The sequence below is a fragment of the Pseudomonas corrugata genome (genome assembly GCF_050920615.1).
Taxonomy (GTDB): Bacteria; Pseudomonadota; Gammaproteobacteria; order Pseudomonadales; family Pseudomonadaceae; genus Aquipseudomonas; species Aquipseudomonas corrugata.
Map to the genome: position 1 here is coordinate 1,270,819 of NZ_CP130434.1, position 16,478 is coordinate 1,287,296.

Annotated in this window: 16 protein-coding genes; 13 read left to right on the plus strand and 3 right to left on the minus strand. The window is 61.0% G+C overall.

All coding sequences use genetic code 11. From position 1 onward, the window contains the following. Positions 1-147 precede the first annotated feature (147 nt). The 10 genes from QZH45_RS05565 to hisC all read left to right on the plus strand — a co-directional run bounded on the left by QZH45_RS05565 (position 148) and on the right by hisC (position 8,119). Positions 148-957 carry an ATP-binding cassette domain-containing protein gene (locus QZH45_RS05565; protein ID WP_024777491.1) on the plus strand — a complete coding sequence of 270 codons (810 nt, stop codon included), beginning with the start codon at positions 148-150 and terminating at the stop codon, positions 955-957. Further along, the gene (gene mlaE / locus QZH45_RS05570) at positions 957-1,754 is read left to right on the plus strand and encodes a lipid asymmetry maintenance ABC transporter permease subunit MlaE (RefSeq protein WP_024777492.1); all 798 of its coding nucleotides are present in this window, start codon (positions 957-959) and stop codon (positions 1,752-1,754) included. Before QZH45_RS05565 ends, mlaE begins: the two co-directional genes overlap by 1 nt. Then, positions 1,754-2,221 carry an outer membrane lipid asymmetry maintenance protein MlaD gene (gene mlaD / locus QZH45_RS05575; RefSeq protein WP_024777493.1) on the plus strand — a complete coding sequence of 156 codons (468 nt, stop codon included), beginning with the start codon at positions 1,754-1,756 and terminating at the stop codon, positions 2,219-2,221. The genes mlaE and mlaD overlap by 1 nt, the downstream gene beginning before the upstream one ends. An 11-nt stretch (positions 2,222-2,232) precedes the next feature. Then, entirely contained in the window at positions 2,233-2,886 is a 654-nt protein-coding gene (locus QZH45_RS05580; RefSeq protein WP_024777494.1) for an MlaC/ttg2D family ABC transporter substrate-binding protein, read from the plus strand. Beyond that, entirely contained in the window at positions 2,883-3,200 is a 318-nt protein-coding gene (locus tag QZH45_RS05585; protein ID WP_024777495.1) for an STAS domain-containing protein, read from the plus strand. Before QZH45_RS05580 ends, QZH45_RS05585 begins: the two co-directional genes overlap by 4 nt. Positions 3,201-3,315: 115 nt before the next feature. Continuing rightward, on the plus strand, positions 3,316-3,555 hold the full coding sequence (locus tag QZH45_RS05590) for a BolA family protein (RefSeq protein WP_007953556.1): 240 nt from the start codon (positions 3,316-3,318) through the stop codon (positions 3,553-3,555). A gap of 22 nt (positions 3,556-3,577) precedes the next feature. Continuing rightward, complete coding sequence (murA, locus tag QZH45_RS05595; protein ID WP_024777496.1) at positions 3,578-4,843, plus strand: UDP-N-acetylglucosamine 1-carboxyvinyltransferase; 1,266 nt, start codon at positions 3,578-3,580, stop codon at positions 4,841-4,843. Positions 4,844-4,968: 125 nt separating this feature from the next. Beyond that, the gene (gene hisG / locus QZH45_RS05600; protein WP_003197870.1) at positions 4,969-5,604 is read left to right on the plus strand and encodes an ATP phosphoribosyltransferase; all 636 of its coding nucleotides are present in this window, start codon (positions 4,969-4,971) and stop codon (positions 5,602-5,604) included. A 123-nt stretch (positions 5,605-5,727) separates the two neighbouring features. Next, complete coding sequence (gene hisD, locus QZH45_RS05605; protein WP_055135954.1) at positions 5,728-7,065, plus strand: histidinol dehydrogenase; 1,338 nt, start codon at positions 5,728-5,730, stop codon at positions 7,063-7,065. 1 nt (position 7,066) lies between these two features. Next, on the plus strand, positions 7,067-8,119 hold the full coding sequence (hisC, locus tag QZH45_RS05610; protein ID WP_024777498.1) for a histidinol-phosphate transaminase: 1,053 nt from the start codon (positions 7,067-7,069) through the stop codon (positions 8,117-8,119). A gap of 275 nt (positions 8,120-8,394) precedes the next feature. Here the strand turns inward: hisC and QZH45_RS05615 are convergent, their stop codons facing one another. The 3 genes from QZH45_RS05615 to algW form a co-directional block, all read right to left on the minus strand. Further along, positions 8,395-9,114: a DUF4198 domain-containing protein gene (locus QZH45_RS05615; RefSeq protein ID WP_055136178.1), complete on the minus strand. Its 720-nt coding sequence runs from the start codon at positions 9,112-9,114 to the stop codon at positions 8,395-8,397. A gap of 14 nt (positions 9,115-9,128) precedes the next feature. Next, complete coding sequence (locus QZH45_RS05620; RefSeq protein ID WP_024777500.1) at positions 9,129-11,234, minus strand: TonB-dependent siderophore receptor; 2,106 nt, start codon at positions 11,232-11,234, stop codon at positions 9,129-9,131. A 124-nt stretch (positions 11,235-11,358) separates the two neighbouring features. Then, the gene (gene algW / locus QZH45_RS05625) at positions 11,359-12,519 is read right to left on the minus strand and encodes a Do family serine endopeptidase AlgW (RefSeq protein ID WP_024777501.1); all 1,161 of its coding nucleotides are present in this window, start codon (positions 12,517-12,519) and stop codon (positions 11,359-11,361) included. Between the two features lie 104 nt (positions 12,520-12,623). Here algW and QZH45_RS05630 point away from each other — a divergent pair, with 104 nt between their 5' ends. The 3 genes from QZH45_RS05630 to cysN all read left to right on the plus strand — a co-directional run bounded on the left by QZH45_RS05630 (position 12,624) and on the right by cysN (position 16,396). Next, on the plus strand, positions 12,624-13,382 hold the full coding sequence (locus QZH45_RS05630) for a Nif3-like dinuclear metal center hexameric protein (protein ID WP_024777502.1): 759 nt from the start codon (positions 12,624-12,626) through the stop codon (positions 13,380-13,382). Between the two features lie 188 nt (positions 13,383-13,570). Continuing rightward, on the plus strand, positions 13,571-14,488 hold the full coding sequence (gene cysD / locus QZH45_RS05635) for a sulfate adenylyltransferase subunit CysD (protein ID WP_024777503.1): 918 nt from the start codon (positions 13,571-13,573) through the stop codon (positions 14,486-14,488). A gap of 9 nt (positions 14,489-14,497) precedes the next feature. Further along, positions 14,498-16,396 (plus strand): sulfate adenylyltransferase subunit CysN, encoded by a 1,899-nt coding sequence (gene cysN / locus QZH45_RS05640; protein ID WP_024777504.1) that lies wholly within the window; start codon positions 14,498-14,500, stop codon positions 16,394-16,396. Positions 16,397-16,478: the final 82 nt, after the last annotated feature.

Consider the following 16,478-nt stretch of genomic DNA (forward strand, 5'->3'; position numbering starts at 1 on the left):
TAAGTCAGGCTTAACCAGCCAGGGGTGGCCCTTGGGCGTGCGGCCGTTGCGGTGATATAGTTCGCCGCCGGTTCGGGTGCCCGGCGGTAGCGACGTTAACGGCTGGTCAGGGCATTCGGATATGAGGCTGCATCGCAAGGAGTTTAGATGAGTGCCGACAACGCCTACGCGGTCGAGCTGAAGGGGCTGTCCTTCAAGCGAGGGACGCGCAGCATTTTCAATGACATCGATATTCGCATTCCGCGCGGCAAGGTGACCGGCATCATGGGGCCTTCCGGATGCGGAAAGACCACGCTGCTGCGCCTGATGGGCGCACAGTTGCGTCCTGACGCCGGTGAAGTCTGGGTCAATGGCCAGAATCTTCCCAAGCTGTCGCGCAGCGATCTGTTCGATGCGCGCAAGCACATGGGCGTACTGTTCCAGAGCGGCGCGCTGTTCACCGATCTCGACGTGTTCGAGAACGTGGCGTTCCCGCTGCGGGTCCATACCGACCTGCCGGAGGAGATGATCCGCGACATCGTCCTGCTGAAATTGCAGGCGGTCGGGCTGCGTGGCGCCCTCGATTTGATGCCGGACGAACTGTCCGGCGGCATGAAGCGTCGGGTTGCCCTGGCGCGGGCGATTGCCCTCGATCCGAAAATCCTCATGTATGACGAGCCCTTTGTCGGGCAGGACCCTATCGCCATGGGCGTGCTGGTGCGCCTGATCCGGTTGCTCAATGATGCCCTGGGTATCACCAGTATCGTGGTATCCCACGACCTGGCTGAAACCGCCAGCATCGCGGACTACATCTATGTGGTCGGCGATGGACAGGTGTTGGGGCAGGGTACGCCCCAAGAGCTGATGGCGTCGGACAACTCGCGCATTCGCCAATTCATGAAGGGTGATCCGGACGGTCCGGTGGCGTTCCATTTTCCGGCCACGGATTACCGTACCGATCTGCTGGGGAAGCGCTGATGCGCAAGAAATCATTAATAGAAAGAATTCGCCTGTTTGGCCGCTCCGGCATCGACGTACTGGCGGTGCTGGGCCGTTCCACGTTGTTCCTGGCTCATGCCTTGCTGGGGCGCAACTCCACGAGCGGCGGTTTTGGCCTGCTGGTCAAGCAGTTGCACTCAGTGGGGGTGATGTCCCTGGTGATCATCGTGGTGTCCGGGATTTTCATCGGCATGGTGCTGGCGTTGCAGGGTTTCAATATCCTGTCCAGCTACGGTTCGGAGCAGGCGGTCGGGCAGATGGTTGCGCTGACGCTGTTGCGTGAACTCGGTCCGGTGGTGACCGCGTTGCTGTTCGCCGGGCGCGCCGGGTCGGCGCTGACGGCCGAAATCGGCAACATGAAGTCCACTGAGCAACTGTCCAGCCTGGAAATGATCGGCGTCGACCCGCTCAAGTACATCATTGCCCCGCGCCTGTGGGCCGGCTTCATTTCCTTGCCGGTTCTGGCAATCATCTTCAGCGTCGTCGGCATCTGGGGTGGTTCCTGGGTGGCCGTCGACTGGCTGGGCATTTATGACGGGTCCTACTGGTCCAACATGCAGAACAGTGTCGACTTCCTCGATGATGTGCTCAATGGCGTCATCAAGAGTGCTGTATTCGCTTTTGTGGTGACCTGGATCGCCGTGTTTCAAGGCTATGACTGCGAGCCCACGTCCGAGGGGATCAGCCGTGCCACAACCAAGACCGTGGTGTACGCCTCGCTGGCGGTCCTGGGCCTTGACTTTATTCTGACCGCCTTGATGTTTGGAGATTTCTGATGCAAAACCGCACCCTGGAAATCGGTGTCGGCCTTTTCCTGCTGGCCGGCATCCTGGCTTTATTGCTGCTGGCCCTGCGAGTCAGCGGCCTGGCGCCGACTGCGAACACCGATACTTATAAACTTTATGCTTATTTTGACAATATCGCCGGTTTGACGGTCAGAGCCAAGGTGACCATGGCCGGTGTCACTATCGGCAAGGTCACGGCAATCGATCTGGATCGCGACAGTTTCACCGGACGGGTGACGATGGAGGTGGAAAAGCGCGTGGATAACCTGCCGACTGATTCCACTGCATCTATCCTGACGGCGGGTCTGCTGGGTGAGAAATACATCGGTATCAGCGTGGGTGGGGAAGAATCCCTGCTCAAGGACGGTGGGACCATCCATGACACGCAGTCGTCGCTGGTGCTCGAGGACCTGATCGGGAAATTCCTGCTTAATACCGTTAGCAAAGACGCTAAATGAGGAGCCTTTCGATGATCTCTATCTTGCGACGCAGCCTGTTGGTCCTGCTGGCAGCCCTGCCGCTGATGGCCAATGCCCTGGCGGCGCCTTCCGCCCACGATATCATCCAGGACACCACGACCCGCCTGCTGGCAGACCTTGCCGCCAACAAGGAGCAATACAAGCAGGATCCGGGCGCATTCTATGATGCGCTGAACGGCATTGTTGGTCCGGTGGTGGACGCCGATGGCATCTCGCGCAGCATCATGACGGTCAAGTACTCGCGCAAGGCAACCCCTGCGCAGATGACCCGCTTCCAGGAAAACTTCAAGCGCAGCCTGATGCAGTTCTACGGCAACGCCTTGCTCGAATACAACAATCAGGGCATCACCGTTTCACCGGCCAAGGATGAAAACGGTACCCGTACCAGCGTCGACATGCAGGTCAAGGGTAACAACGGTGCTATCTACCCGGTGTCCTACACGCTCGAACAGTTGAACGGCGAGTGGAAGGTGCGCAACGTGATCATCAACGGCATCAACATCGGCAAATTGTTCCGCGACCAGTTTGCCGATGCCATGCAGCGCAATGGCAATGACCTGGACAAGACCATCGATGGCTGGGCCGGCGAAGTCGCCAAGGCCAAGGAAGTGACCGACGAAGCCAAGGAGAAGCAGGGACAATGAATGAGTCGGCGAGTGAGTCGGCCGTTCGTCTGGGCGAAGCCGACGAGTTGTTGCTCAGCGGTGTGCTGGACTATCGCACTGGTCCGGCCTTGCGCACCCAGGGCCAGGCGCTGATCAAGTCCGTTGGTGCCGCCGAGGTGGTCATTGACTGCTCGGCGGTGCAGAAATCCAGCAGTGTAGGCTTGTCGCTACTGCTGTGTTTCATGCGGGATGCCGAGGCGGCCGGCAAAACGTGGAGCATCCGTGGGATGCCCGAAGACATGCGCGAAATAGCCCAGGTCAGCGAGCTGACCGAGCTGTTGGCGCACCACTGAGCCACATCGCTGGAAAAGTCCCCCCGTCAGAGTCCTGCTTCGCGGGGTTCGCAGGCGCGGGGCTTTTTTGTATGATGTGCGACCCGCGCGCACAGGGCGCCGATTGAGGTTGAGCATGCAGGCTGTAGAAGTGAAGAGCTTCCTTGAAGGAAAGCTGCCTGGTACGCAGGTGGAAGTTGAAGGCGAAGGCTGCAACTTCCAGTTGAACGTAATCAGTGATGAACTGGCGGCGTTGAGCCCAGTGAAGCGTCAGCAGAGCATCTATGCCCATTTGAACCCATGGATTGCCGATGGCAGCATCCACGCGGTCACGATGAAATTTTTCAGCAGCGCGGCCTGGGCCGAGCGCACCTGAGCCCAAGGGCCTCGAGATTCTTATGGATAAACTGATTATTACCGGCGGCGTTCGTCTTGATGGCGAAATCCGTATTTCCGGGGCAAAGAACTCCGCCCTCCCGATCCTGGCCGCGACCCTGCTGTGCGATGGCCCGGTGACCGTGGCCAACCTGCCGCACCTGCATGACATCACCACGATGATCGAGCTGTTCGGTCGCATGGGCATCGAACCGGTGATCGACGAGAAACTCGCCGTCGAGATCGACCCGCGCACCATCAAGACCCTGGTCGCTCCGTACGAGCTGGTGAAAACCATGCGCGCGTCGATCCTGGTACTGGGCCCGATGGTTGCCCGTTTCGGTGAAGCCGAGGTTGCGTTGCCTGGCGGTTGCGCCATTGGCTCGCGTCCGGTGGACCTGCACATCCGTGGCCTGGAAGCCATGGGCGCGGTCATCGACGTCGAAGGCGGCTACATCAAGGCCAAGGCGCCTGAAGGCGGCCTGCGCGGCGCCCATTTCTTCTTCGACACCGTCAGCGTGACCGGTACCGAGAACATCATGATGGCCGCTGCACTGGCCAAGGGCCGCAGCGTGTTGCAAAACGCTGCTCGCGAGCCTGAAGTGGTGGACCTGGCGAACTTCCTGATCGCCATGGGCGCCAAGATCAGTGGTGCCGGTACCGACACCATCACCATCGATGGCGTCGAGCGCTTGCACTCGGCCACTTACAAAGTGATGCCGGACCGGATCGAAACCGGTACCTATCTGGTCGCTGCTGCCGTCACCGGCGGTCGCGTCAAGGTCAAGGACACCGATCCGACGATCCTTGAAGCCGTCCTGGAGAAACTCAAGGAAGCCGGCGCCGAAGTCACCTGCGGCGAAGACTGGATCGAAGTGAACATGCACGGCAAGCGGCCCAAGGCCGTCAATGTGCGGACCGCGCCATACCCGGCGTTCCCGACCGACATGCAGGCACAGTTCATCTCCCTCAACGCCATTGCCGAAGGCACCGGCGCGGTGATCGAGACGATCTTCGAAAACCGTTTCATGCACGTCTATGAACTGCACCGCATGGGCGCCAGGATCCAGGTCGAAGGCAACACCGCCATCGTCACCGGCACCGAGAAGCTCAAGGGCGCGCCAGTGATGGCCACCGACCTGCGGGCCTCGGCCAGCCTGGTGATTTCGGCCCTGGTTGCCGAAGGCGATACCCTGATCGACCGCATCTACCACATTGACCGTGGCTACGAGTGCATCGAAGAAAAACTGCAGATGCTCGGTGCCAAGATCCGCCGCGTACCGGGCTAGTTCCGGCTGCATGGGCACAAGGATGTGCCTGGATTTCGTTTCAAATCGAGGGTGGTGCACCCTCGATGTGTGTCCGGCGCCGCTTGCGACCGGGCATGTGTACCTTGATAAGGACTGACGTTCCCATGTTGACCATCGCACTGTCCAAGGGCCGCATCCTTGACGACACCCTGCCGCTTCTGGCTGAAGCGGGCATCGTGCCGACCGAGAATCCGGACAAGAGCCGCAAGCTGATCATCCCCACGACCCAGGCCGATGTGCGCCTGCTGATTGTGCGTGCCACCGATGTGCCGACTTACGTTGAACATGGCGCCGCCGACCTCGGCGTTGCCGGTAAGGACGTGCTGATGGAATACGGTGGCCAGGGTCTGTATGAGCCCCTGGACCTGCAGATCGCCCGGTGCAAGCTGATGACCGCCGGCAAGGTCGGCGCGCCGGAGCCCAAGGGGCGCCTGCGGGTGGCAACCAAGTTCGTCAACATTGCCAAGCGCTACTATGCCGAGCAGGGTCGCCAGGTCGATATCATCAAGTTGTACGGTTCGATGGAGCTGGCGCCGCTGATCGGCCTGGCGGACAAGATCATCGACGTCGTCGACACCGGCAATACCCTGCGGGCCAATGGCCTGGAACCCCAGGATTTCATCGCGGACATCACCTCCCGGCTGATCGTCAACAAGGCATCGATGAAAATGCAGCATGCTCGTATCCAGGCACTGATCGATACCCTGCGCAAGGCAGTGGAATCGCGACACCGCGGCTGATTTACCTGCGCGACCTCGAGTCGCGCCCGTCTATCCGTGTCATAGCCAATTTTCTCAGGTGCCCACGCGAATGGACTGGTAGCTTAGGGCGCCTGAGCATTTGCCATTAATGAGGCCCTCGCTATGACCGCTCCCACCTCGATTCGCCGACTCAACGCTGCCGATCCGGATTTCGCACATCATCTGGATCATCTGCTGAGCTGGGAAAGTGTGTCTGACGACTCGGTCAATCAGCGGGTGCTGGACATCATCAAAGCCGTGCGCGAGCGGGGCGATGCCGCCGTGGTGGAATTCACCCAGAAATTCGATGGCCTGCAGGCGGCGTCCATGGCCGACCTGATCCTGCCGCGCGAGCGCTTGGAGCTGGCCCTGACGCGGATCACCGTGCCCCAGCGCGAGGCCCTGGAAAAAGCCGCCTCCCGGGTGCGCAGCTATCACGAAAGACAGAAGCAGGACTCCTGGAGCTACACCGAAGCGGACGGTACCGTGCTGGGCCAGAAGGTTACGCCACTGGACCGCGCCGGCCTGTACGTGCCGGGCGGCAAGGCGTCCTATCCCTCCTCGGTGCTGATGAATGCCATTCCGGCCAAGGTTGCCGGCGTGACCGAAGTGGTCATGGTCGTGCCGACCCCACGGGGTGAAATCAACGAACTGGTGCTGGCCGCTGCCTGCATTGCTGGCGTGGACCGGGTGTTCACCATCGGTGGCGCCCAAGCCGTAGCTGCATTGGCCTACGGCACCGAAAGCGTACCGAGGGTCGACAAGGTGGTAGGGCCGGGCAACATCTATGTCGCCACCGCCAAGCGTCACGTGTTCGGCCAGGTCGGTATCGACATGATCGCCGGCCCTTCGGAAATCCTCGTGGTGTGCGACGGCCAGACCGACCCGGATTGGATTGCCATGGACTTGTTCTCCCAGGCCGAGCACGACGAAGACGCCCAGGCGATTCTGGTCAGCCCGGATGCCGAATTCCTCGACAAGGTCGCGGCCAGTATCGACAGGCTGCTGCCAACCATGGATCGCGCCGAAATCATCAACACCTCGATCAATGGTCGTGGCGCGCTGATCAAGGTCGATGACATGGAACAGGCGATCGAGGTCGCCAACCGCATCGCGCCGGAGCACCTGGAATTGTCGGTCGCCGATCCGCAGGCCTGGTTGCCGCAGATCCGTCATGCCGGTGCGATCTTCATGGGCCGCCACACCAGCGAGGCCCTGGGCGATTACTGTGCAGGGCCCAACCACGTGTTGCCGACTTCCGGCACCGCGCGTTTCTCGTCGCCGCTGGGGGTGTATGACTTCCAGAAGCGTTCGTCGATCATCTTCTGCTCCGAGCAGGGTGCATCCGAACTGGGCAAGACCGCTTCGGTACTGGCCCGTGGCGAGTCGTTGAGCGCCCACGCCCGCAGCGCCGAGTATCGAATTCTTGATGAGTCCTCCATTGACGGGCAGGGAAACTGAAATGAGTAAATTCTGGAGCCCGTTCGTCAAGAACCTGGTGCCCTACGTGCCCGGCGAACAACCGAAGCTGACCCGCCTGGTCAAGCTCAATACCAACGAGAACCCCTACGGCCCATCGCCCAAGGCCCTTGCGGCGATGCAGACCGAGCTCAATGACAACCTGCGTCTGTATCCGGACCCCAACAGCGATCTGCTGAAGAACGCCGTGGCCCGCTACTATGGTGTGCAGGCCAACCAGGTGTTTCTCGGTAACGGCTCGGATGAAGTGCTGGCGCACATTTTTCACGGCCTGCTGCAGCACGACCAGCCGATCCTGTTTCCGGACATCAGCTACAGCTTCTATCCAGTGTATTGCGGCTTGTATGGCATCCAGTTCGATGCGGTGCCCCTGGATGAGCAGTTCCGGATCGATCCGGCGGACTATGCCAAGCCGAACGGCGGGATCATTTTCCCCAACCCGAACGCCCCGACCGGCTGCCTGCTGGCGCTGGAAGCGGTGGAGCAAATGCTCAAGGCCAGCCCGGATTCGGTGGTGGTAGTCGATGAAGCCTATATCGACTTCGGTGGCGAGACGGCCATCAGCCTGGTGGACCGTTATCCGAATCTGCTGGTCACCCAGACCTTGTCCAAGTCCCGCTCGCTGGCGGGGTTGCGAGTGGGCTTGGCGGTAGGCCATCCGGATCTGATCGAAGCGCTGGAGCGGATCAAGAACAGCTTCAACTCCTACCCTCTGGATCGCTTGGCGAACGTGGGTGGCGCGGCGGCATTCGACGATCGCGAGTATTTCCAGAAGACCTGCCGGTTGGTCATCGAGCATCGCGAGTGGGTGGTGGCACAACTGGAGGCCAAGGGGTTTGAAGTCTTGCCTTCGGCGGCCAACTTCATCTTCGCCCGTCACCCCCGGCATGATGCGGCGGGACTGGCGGCGAAGCTGCGAGAACAGGGGGTGATCGTGCGGCACTTCAAACAGGAGCGGATTGCCCAGTTCCTGCGGATCAGCATTGGCACACCGGAGCAGAACCAGGCGCTGATCGACGCCCTGGGCGAACTCTAAAGCTCTGCGCTGAACTGTAGGAAACCCTCTGTGGGAGCAAGGCTTGCCCGCGATGGCGGTGGGTCAGTGACTCAAATGTCGACTGATTCGGCGCTATCGCGGGCAAGCCTTGCTCCCACAGTGGTTTCCGGCGTTCACGAAATTGGCGTTTCATCGCGGGGCCCCTGTGGGGCTTGCCCGCGAAGGCGGTCTGACATTCAAAATGACTATCGACTGACACTACGCTATCGCGAGCAAGCTCGCTCCCACAGGTGTGTCCTGTGCATTCAGATGCTTTATTCGTGATGCGGCTCGCCAAGGAACGTCAGCGAAGTAAACACACCACGCGTCGCCACGTCCTTGTCATCCTTGAGCGGGATTTCCATCTGCGCGGCGATGACGTTCAAACCTTCATTGCGCACCAGCACCTGGGCCCGACCGTCGGCGTCGGTTTCAGTGGCGACGGTGTTCGGCGCGCTGCGGTAATCGCCCACCAGTTTTACCCCGGCCGCAGGCTTGCCATCCAGCAGGACCCGCACCGGCAATGATTGGCCGGGACCTATGGTCAGCGGATCGACGTCCGGCAGGATCACGAACCTGATCGGCTCCAGCTTCGGCAGCTTCGCTCCGGGCTCGTAGATTGCCAGGCTGTATTTGAAGGTGTGGGTCGACTCGATCGCGCCGGGCACCTTGCTGCGGCCTTCGTTGATCCACTTCTTGTCAGCGGTCTGGGACCACATGCCATTGTCCAGCGCCACCGCGAGCACGGCCGGCGGCTTGAGCGGTTGCAGGCGGGCGTGGTCGGGTAGGCGTTGCACCGTGACCGGGATCATCTTGCCGCCCAGGTCATAGGCCCAGGCCCCGCTGATTTTCTGGGCCTTGAAGGCATTGTCCTCGTCGCCGTGGCCGTAGATCACTTCAATGTTGCCGCGCCGTTGTTCGGTCCACAAACCATGGGCCGAGGCTTGTGTCGCCAGGAACAGGCCGAGAAGGGCGAGTGTCTTGGGGTGTTTCATGCCGATTTTCCTTTTTACAGATCGAGGGTGAGACTGACGGTGAAGTTGCGCGGCTCGCCGGGATTGACCCAGTAGTTGCTGTAGGAGCGCTCGTAGTATTTTTCGTCGAAGACGTTGTTCAGGTTCAGGCCCACGGTGACGTTATCGCTGGCCTTGTAATGAGCCAGCAGATCCACGGTGTGGTAGGCCGGCAGCTCGAAGTCCTTGCCGGCTTCGCCCGAACGATCCCCCACGTAAGTGAACGCCGCGCCGACATCCGAGCCGCGCAGGTGCCCGTCCTGGAATTCATAGACGCCCAGCAGACTGCCGCTACGCTTGGCAACGCCCAGGATCCGGCTGCCGGTGGGGATCTCTTTGTCACCTTCGGTCACTTCTGCATCGATGTAGGCAAAGGCCCCGATCACGCGGATGGCGTCGGTCAACTGACCGCTGACCTGCAGATCGATCCCCTGGCTACGGGCCTTGCCCATGGCGCGGTTGGTGTTGGTATCGGGGGCCAGCGCCAGGACGTTTTCCTTCTCTATATGGAACGCCGCCAGGGTGGTGCTCAGGCGATGGTCGAAGAGCTCGCTCTTGATCCCGGCTTCATAGCCAACGCCTTCCTCTGGATTGAAGGTCTTGCCGTCGGCGTCCAGGCCGTTGTTGGGCTTGAACGAGGTGGACGCGTTAGCGAACAACCCGACTTCAGGCGTCAGTTGGTACAGCAAGCCGGCCCGTTGTGTCAGGGCGTCGTGGCGTTGGTGGCTGATGAGCTGGGTAGTGTGATCATCGATACGCTGCTCGAAATGCTCGTAGCGCACACCGAACATGCCCCGCAGCTTTTCGGTGAAGACGATCTGGTCCTGGAGATTCAATGCACGGCTTTGGACATGCTCGAAGAAATCCGTGCCGGTGCGCAGCCCGTCGGGTTTGGGCTGGCCGTAGATGGGCTGATAGATGTCGATGGGATAGGCGCCGCCGTTGAGGGTGGTGACGCGCTCGTTCTTGCGGTAATCCTCGTACTCGCTGCCGATCAGCAGTTCGTGCTGCCACGGTCCCAGGTCCAGCAGGCCACGCAGTTCCAACTGGGTGATGCTGTCATGCCAATCGTTGTCGCGCTCGCGGTAACGGCGGTTGACGGTGTGACCATCGGCATTCAACGGACGCGCTTCAGAGGCGAAGCCCCAGAGTTCGCCTTGCTTGTAATGACTGGCCAGACGCAGTTGCCAGATGTCGTTGAGCTGATGTTCGAGGGCGGCCTGGAGCATGTGGTTGTGGTTGTCGATGTCACCGTCATTGGGTTCGCCCAGGAAGGTCGAGCGGGACACGCCGCTCCAGCGATTATTTGGCGCGACGATGCCCCGGTCGAACGTCGAGCTGTGGCGTACGATTTCACTCTCGACCAACAGGCGTGTGTCGGGACTCGGTTGCCAACTGATGGAGGGCGCCACGAATACCCGCCGGCTGTCGACGTGATCGCGAAAGCTGTGCTTGTCCTCCACCGCCAGGTTCACCCTCGACAACAGGGTGCCTTCGGCGTCCAGTGGCGTATTGAGGTCCAGGGCGGTGCGGTAGCGGTCCCAACTGCCGGCGCTGGTTTGCAGGGTGGTGAAGGCTTCGGGCTGGGGTTTCTTGGTGACGATGTTGACCGTACCCCCTGGATCGCCGCGTCCATAGAGGCTGGCCGCCGGCCCCTTCAACACCTCGATGCGTTCGATGTTGGCGGCGTCCGGTGTGCTCGGATAGCCGCGGTTGGCGCTGAAGCCGTCCTTGTAGAACTCTGATGTCGTGAAGCCGCGCACACTGTATTCGTAGAGCGTCAGGCCGCCGAAGTTGTTCTGTTTCGATACGCCGCCGGCAAACTCCAGCGCCCGTTCGACGCTGGTGCTGCCCAGGTCCTTGAGGACGTCAGCCGGGATTACGCTGATCGATTGAGGAATGTCCCGCAGGGCTGTGTCGGTTTTGGTCGCGCTGGCGGAGCGGGTGGCGCGATAACCTTTCACCGGTCCAGTGGGGGATTCGTAGTCGGATGTGACGCTGATGGCGTCCAGTTCCAGAGGCTGGGTTTCCTCGGCAAAGGCCGGGTCGCCCAGCAGACCCAAGGCCAGGCTGGCGAGGGAAATCTGTTTTAGAGATGACATGTTATGTTGTTCCAATTTGCGTAATTGAAACAATATAACACTACCGATGAGAATTTATGCTATCTGTGACTTCTCGTTAAATTTTCAGACAGTCAGGCTTTTGTGGCGAGGGGAACTGTGTCGGTTACTGCTCTTCCTTGACCGCTACAGGCGCGGGCGGTGGGCGCAGGCCGATCTCCGCGGTGAGCTTGAGTTCCTTGCCGTTGCGCATCACCTGGATGGTGACTTTGTCGGTGGGCTTGATCCGCGCTACCTGGTTCATCGAGCGCCGGCCATCGCCGGCCGGTTCGCCGTCGATGCTCAGGATCACATCACCCAATTGCAGGCCGGCCTTCTGGGCCGGACCATCGCGGAAAATTCCCGCCACCACGATGCCAGGCCGTCCGGACAAACCGAAGGACTCTGCCAGCTCCTGGGTCAGCGGCTGCACTTCGATGCCCAGCCAGCCACGAATCACTTGGCCATGCTCGATGATGGACTTCATCACTTCCATCGCCAGTTTCACCGGGATGGCGAAACCGATGCCCTGGCTGCCGCCGGACTTGGAGAATATCGCCGTGTTGATCCCGGTGAGGTTGCCGTTCGCATCCACCAGCGCGCCGCCGGAGTTGCCGGGGTTGATCGCGGCATCGGTCTGGATGAAGTCTTCGTAGTTGTTCAAACCCAACTGGTTACGCCCGGTGGCACTGATGATGCCCATGGTCACGGTCTGGCCGACGCCGAAGGGGTTGCCGATGGCGAGGGCGACGTCACCGATGCGGATGCTGTCGGAGCGACCGATGGTAATCGCCGGCAGATTCTTGAGGTCGATCTTCAGTACCGCGAGGTCGGTTTCCGGGTCGCTGCCGATCACTCGGGCAAGGGTTTCGCGGCCATCCTTGAGGGCTACCACGATCTGGTCGGCACCGCTGGTGACGTGGTTGTTGGTCAGCAGATAGCCTTCCGGGCTCATGATCACGCCCGAACCCAGGCTCGATTCCATGCGCTTCTGCTTGGGCGAGTTATCGCCGAAGAAGCGCCGGAACTGCGGGTCCTCGAACAGCGGGTGGCTGGGTTTGTTGATGACTTTGGTGGTGTACAGGTTGACCACGGCCGGTGCGGCGATGGTCACCGCGTCGGCATAGGACACGGGCCCTTGTAGCAGCGCCTTGCTCTGCGGCGCCTGCTGCAGATTGACATCAAGGCTCGGCAGGCCAACCCATTCCGGGTAACGCTGGATAATCAGTAGTGCGACGAGCACGCCGGCCAACAGCGGCCAGCCGGAAAAACGCAGCGCCTTGAGCATCTATCATGTCCTACAAAAGTTGCAGGCGGAATGAGACCGCCCATAATGTCGCGCATTATACGAGGCCGCGCGCGCCTCGGAACCGGATATTTAGGAGTCTTTTCATGGCCGTAGCCCTGAGCACCCTGGTTGAAGAAGCAGACCGTTACCTGGCGAGCAGCCGGATTGCCGATTACTGCCCAAACGGCCTGCAGGTCGAAGGCGCGCCCCAGGTGATGCGCATCGTCAGTGGCGTGACCGCCAGCCAGGCGTTGCTCGACGCCGCCGTGGAAGCCGATGCCGACCTGGTGCTGGTGCATCACGGTTACTTCTGGAAGGGCGAGAACCCTTGCATCACTGGCATGAAGCAGCGTCGCCTGAAAACCCTGCTCAAGCACGATATCAGCCTGCTGGCCTACCATCTGCCGCTGGACCTGCACCCCGAGGTCGGCAACAACGTGCAGTTGGCCCGTCAACTGGACATCACCGTCGAAGGGCCATTGGACCCGGATAACCCCAAAGTCGTCGGCCTGGTCGGCTCCTTGTCCGAACCGATGACGCCTCGGGATTTTGCCCGCAAGGTCCAGGAGGTCATGGGGCGCGAGCCGTTGCTGATCGAGGGGGAGCAGATGATCCGCCGGGTCGGCTGGTGCACCGGCGGCGGCCAGGGCTACATCGATCAGGCGGTGATGGCCGGGGTCGATCTGTACCTCAGCGGCGAAGCATCGGAACAGACTTTCCACAGCGCCCGGGAAAACGGCATCAGCTTCATTGCCGCCGGCCATCATGCGACCGAACGCTATGGCGTGCAGGCGCTGGGTGATTACCTGGCGCGACGCTTTGCCCTGGAACACATCTTCATCGATTGTCCGAATCCGATTTGAGTGGTGCTGAACCTTGTGGGAGCGGGCTTGCTCGCTCCCACAAAGGTCTCGCAAGACCCGAACGCCCAGGCATATCCATATGCTGTTTCGATCTAGTTGGCGCCCTGATTAGAAGAGGACGCTGTGCTAGGATTCTTCGCTCGAACACGGCCCGCTGGCCGTTCATAAGAATGTTTTCGTGAGTAGCCATGGTCGACAAACTGACGCATCTGAAACAGCTGGAGGCGGAAAGCATCCACATCATCCGCGAGGTGGCCGCCGAGTTCGACAACCCGGTGATGCTGTACTCCATCGGTAAAGACTCCGCCGTGATGCTGCACCTTGCACGCAAGGCGTTCTTCCCCGGCAAGCTGCCGTTTCCGGTGATGCACGTCGACACCCGCTGGAAATTCCAGGAAATGTACAAGTTCCGCGATCGCATGGTCGAGGAAATGGGCCTGGACCTGATCACTCACGTGAACCCGGACGGCGTGGCGCAAGGCATCAACCCGTTCACCCACGGCAGCGCCAAGCACACCGACATCATGAAGACCGAGGGCCTGAAGCAGGCCCTGGACAAGCATGGTTTCGACGCAGCGTTCGGCGGCGCCCGTCGCGATGAAGAGAAGTCCCGTGCCAAGGAGCGCGTCTATTCGTTCCGCGACAGCAAGCACCGCTGGGACCCGAAGAACCAGCGCCCGGAGCTGTGGAACGTCTACAACGGCAAGGTCAACAAGGGCGAGTCGATCCGCGTCTTCCCGTTGTCGAACTGGACCGAGCTGGACATCTGGCAGTACATCTACCTCGAAGGCATCCCGATTGTGCCGCTGTACTTCGCCGCCGAGCGCGAAGTGATCGAGAAGAACGGCACGCTGATCATGATCGACGACGAGCGCATCCTCGAACACCTGTCCGAGGAAGAGAAGGCCCGCATCGTCAAGAAGAAAGTGCGTTTCCGTACCCTTGGCTGCTACCCGTTGACGGGCGCGGTGGAGTCCGAGGCCGAGAGCCTGACGGACATCATTCAGGAAATGCTCCTGACGCGAACTTCCGAGCGCCAGGGCCGGGTCATCGACCACGATGGCGCAGGCTCGATGGAAGATAAAAAACGTCAAGGTTATTTCTAAGGGGCTGTCATGTCGCATCAATCTGATTTGATCAGCGAGGACATCCTCGCCTACCTGGGCCAGCACGAGCGCAAGGAGCTGTTGCGCTTTCTGACCTGCGGTAACGTCGACGACGGCAAGAGCACCCTGATCGGGCGCCTGCTGCACGACTCCAAGATGATCTACGAAGATCACCTGGAAGCCATCACCCGTGATTCGAAAAAAGTCGGCACCACCGGTGACGACATCGACCTGGCATTGCTGGTCGACGGCCTGCAGGCCGAGCGCGAGCAGGGCATCACCATTGATGTCGCGTATCGCTATTTCTCCACCGCCAAGCGCAAGTTCATCATCGCCGACACCCCCGGCCATGAGCAGTACACCCGTAACATGGCCACCGGTGCCTCCACCTGTGACCTGGCGATCATCCTGGTGGATGCCCGCTACGGCGTGCAGACCCAGACCCGTCGCCATAGCTTCATTGCTTCGTTGTTGGGCATCAAGCACATCGTCGTGGCCATCAACAAGATGGACCTCAAGGATTTCGACCAGGGTGTGTTCGAGTCGATCAAGGCCGACTACCTGAAGTTCGCCGAAGGCTTGAAGATGAAGCCTTCGAGCATGCACTTCGTGCCAATGTCTGCCCTCAAGGGCGACAACGTGGTGAACAAGTCCGAGCGTTCGCCGTGGTACACCGGCCAGTCGCTGATGGAAATCCTCGAAACCGTGGAAGTGGCGGGCGACCGCAACTTCACCGACCTGCGTTTCCCGGTGCAGTACGTCAACCGTCCGAACCTGAACTTCCGCGGTTTCGCCGGCACACTGGCCAGCGGCATCGTGCACAAGGGCGACGAAGTGGTGGTATTGCCATCGGGCAAGAGCAGCCGCGTCAAATCCATCGTCACCTTCGAAGGTGAGCTGGAGCAAGCCGGCCCGGGCCAGGCCGTGACCCTGACCATGGAAGACGAGATCGACATCTCCCGGGGCGACCTGTTGGTGCATGCCGACAACGTGCCTCCGGTCACCGACAGCTTCGAAGCGATGCTGGTGTGGATGGCCGAGGAGCCGATGCTGCCGGGCAAGAAATACGACATCAAGCGTGCGACCAGCTACGTGCCGGGCTCCATTGCCAGCATCGTCAACCGGGTCGATGTGAACACCCTCGAAGAGGGGCCGGCCAGCGCGTTGCAGCTCAACGAAATCGGCAAGGTGAAGATTGCCCTGGATGCGCCGATCGCCCTCGACGGTTACGAGAGCAACCGCACCACCGGCGCGTTCATCGTCATCGATCGCCTGACCAATGGCACCGTCGGCGCCGGCATGATCGTCGCCCAGCCGCTGGCTCACGGCAGCAGCACCCACCACGGCAAGCTCGCCCATGTGTCGGTGGAAGAGCGCACCCAGCGCTTCGGCCAGCAGCCGGCGACGGTGCTGTTCAGCGGTCTCTCGGGCGCCGGCAAGAGCACACTGGCTTACGCCGTGGAGCGCAAGCTGTTCGACATGGGCCGTGCGGTCTTCGTCCTCGACGGCCAGAACCTGCGCCATGACCTGAACAAGGGCTTGCCGCATGACCGTGCCGGGCGCACCGAGAATTGGCGCCGTGCGGCTCACGTTGCCCGTCAGTTCAACGAAGCCGGCCTGCTGACCCTGGCGGCATTCGTTGCACCGAGCGCCGAAGGGCGTGAGCAGGCCAAGGACCTGATCGGCAGGGAGCGTCTGTTGACGGTCTACGTCCAGGCCTCGCCGACGGTGTGTGCCCAGCGTGATCCGCAAGGGCTGTACGCCGCCGCCGGCGACAACATCCCGGGCGAGTCCTTCCCGTATGACGTGCCGCTGGACGCCGATCTGGTGGTCGACACCCAGTCGCTGACACTGGAAGAGAGTGTCAAGCAGGTGCTGGATCTGCTGCGCAGTCGCGGCGCGATCTAAGCACAAGCGGCAAACGAAAAGCCCGCCGATGAGTGATCATCGGCGGGCTTTTTTGTTGTCTGGAAGGACGCTATCGCGAGCA

Excerpts from the sequence above, each read along its gene's own strand:
- QZH45_RS05585 (WP_024777495.1), top strand. The coding sequence starts at position 2,883 with ATGAATGAGTCGGCGAGTGAGTCGGCCGTTCGTCTGGGCGAAGCCGAC.
- QZH45_RS05565 (WP_024777491.1), top strand. The coding sequence starts at position 148 with ATGAGTGCCGACAACGCCTACGCGGTCGAGCTGAAGGGGCTGTCCTTC.
- hisG (WP_003197870.1), top strand. The coding sequence starts at position 4,969 with ATGTTGACCATCGCACTGTCCAAGGGCCGCATCCTTGACGACACCCTG.
- QZH45_RS05615 (WP_055136178.1), bottom strand. The coding sequence starts at position 9,114 with ATGAAACACCCCAAGACACTCGCCCTTCTCGGCCTGTTCCTGGCGACA.
- hisD (WP_055135954.1), top strand. The coding sequence starts at position 5,728 with ATGACCGCTCCCACCTCGATTCGCCGACTCAACGCTGCCGATCCGGAT.
- hisC (WP_024777498.1), top strand. The coding sequence starts at position 7,067 with ATGAGTAAATTCTGGAGCCCGTTCGTCAAGAACCTGGTGCCCTACGTG.
- cysN (WP_024777504.1), top strand. The coding sequence starts at position 14,498 with ATGTCGCATCAATCTGATTTGATCAGCGAGGACATCCTCGCCTACCTG.
- mlaD (WP_024777493.1), top strand. The coding sequence starts at position 1,754 with ATGCAAAACCGCACCCTGGAAATCGGTGTCGGCCTTTTCCTGCTGGCC.
- algW (WP_024777501.1), bottom strand. The coding sequence starts at position 12,519 with ATGCTCAAGGCGCTGCGTTTTTCCGGCTGGCCGCTGTTGGCCGGCGTG.
- QZH45_RS05580 (WP_024777494.1), top strand. The coding sequence starts at position 2,233 with ATGATCTCTATCTTGCGACGCAGCCTGTTGGTCCTGCTGGCAGCCCTG.
- cysD (WP_024777503.1), top strand. The coding sequence starts at position 13,571 with ATGGTCGACAAACTGACGCATCTGAAACAGCTGGAGGCGGAAAGCATC.
- QZH45_RS05590 (WP_007953556.1), top strand. The coding sequence starts at position 3,316 with ATGCAGGCTGTAGAAGTGAAGAGCTTCCTTGAAGGAAAGCTGCCTGGT.
- murA (WP_024777496.1), top strand. The coding sequence starts at position 3,578 with ATGGATAAACTGATTATTACCGGCGGCGTTCGTCTTGATGGCGAAATC.
- mlaE (WP_024777492.1), top strand. The coding sequence starts at position 957 with ATGCGCAAGAAATCATTAATAGAAAGAATTCGCCTGTTTGGCCGCTCC.
- QZH45_RS05620 (WP_024777500.1), bottom strand. The coding sequence starts at position 11,234 with ATGTCATCTCTAAAACAGATTTCCCTCGCCAGCCTGGCCTTGGGTCTG.
- QZH45_RS05630 (WP_024777502.1), top strand. The coding sequence starts at position 12,624 with ATGGCCGTAGCCCTGAGCACCCTGGTTGAAGAAGCAGACCGTTACCTG.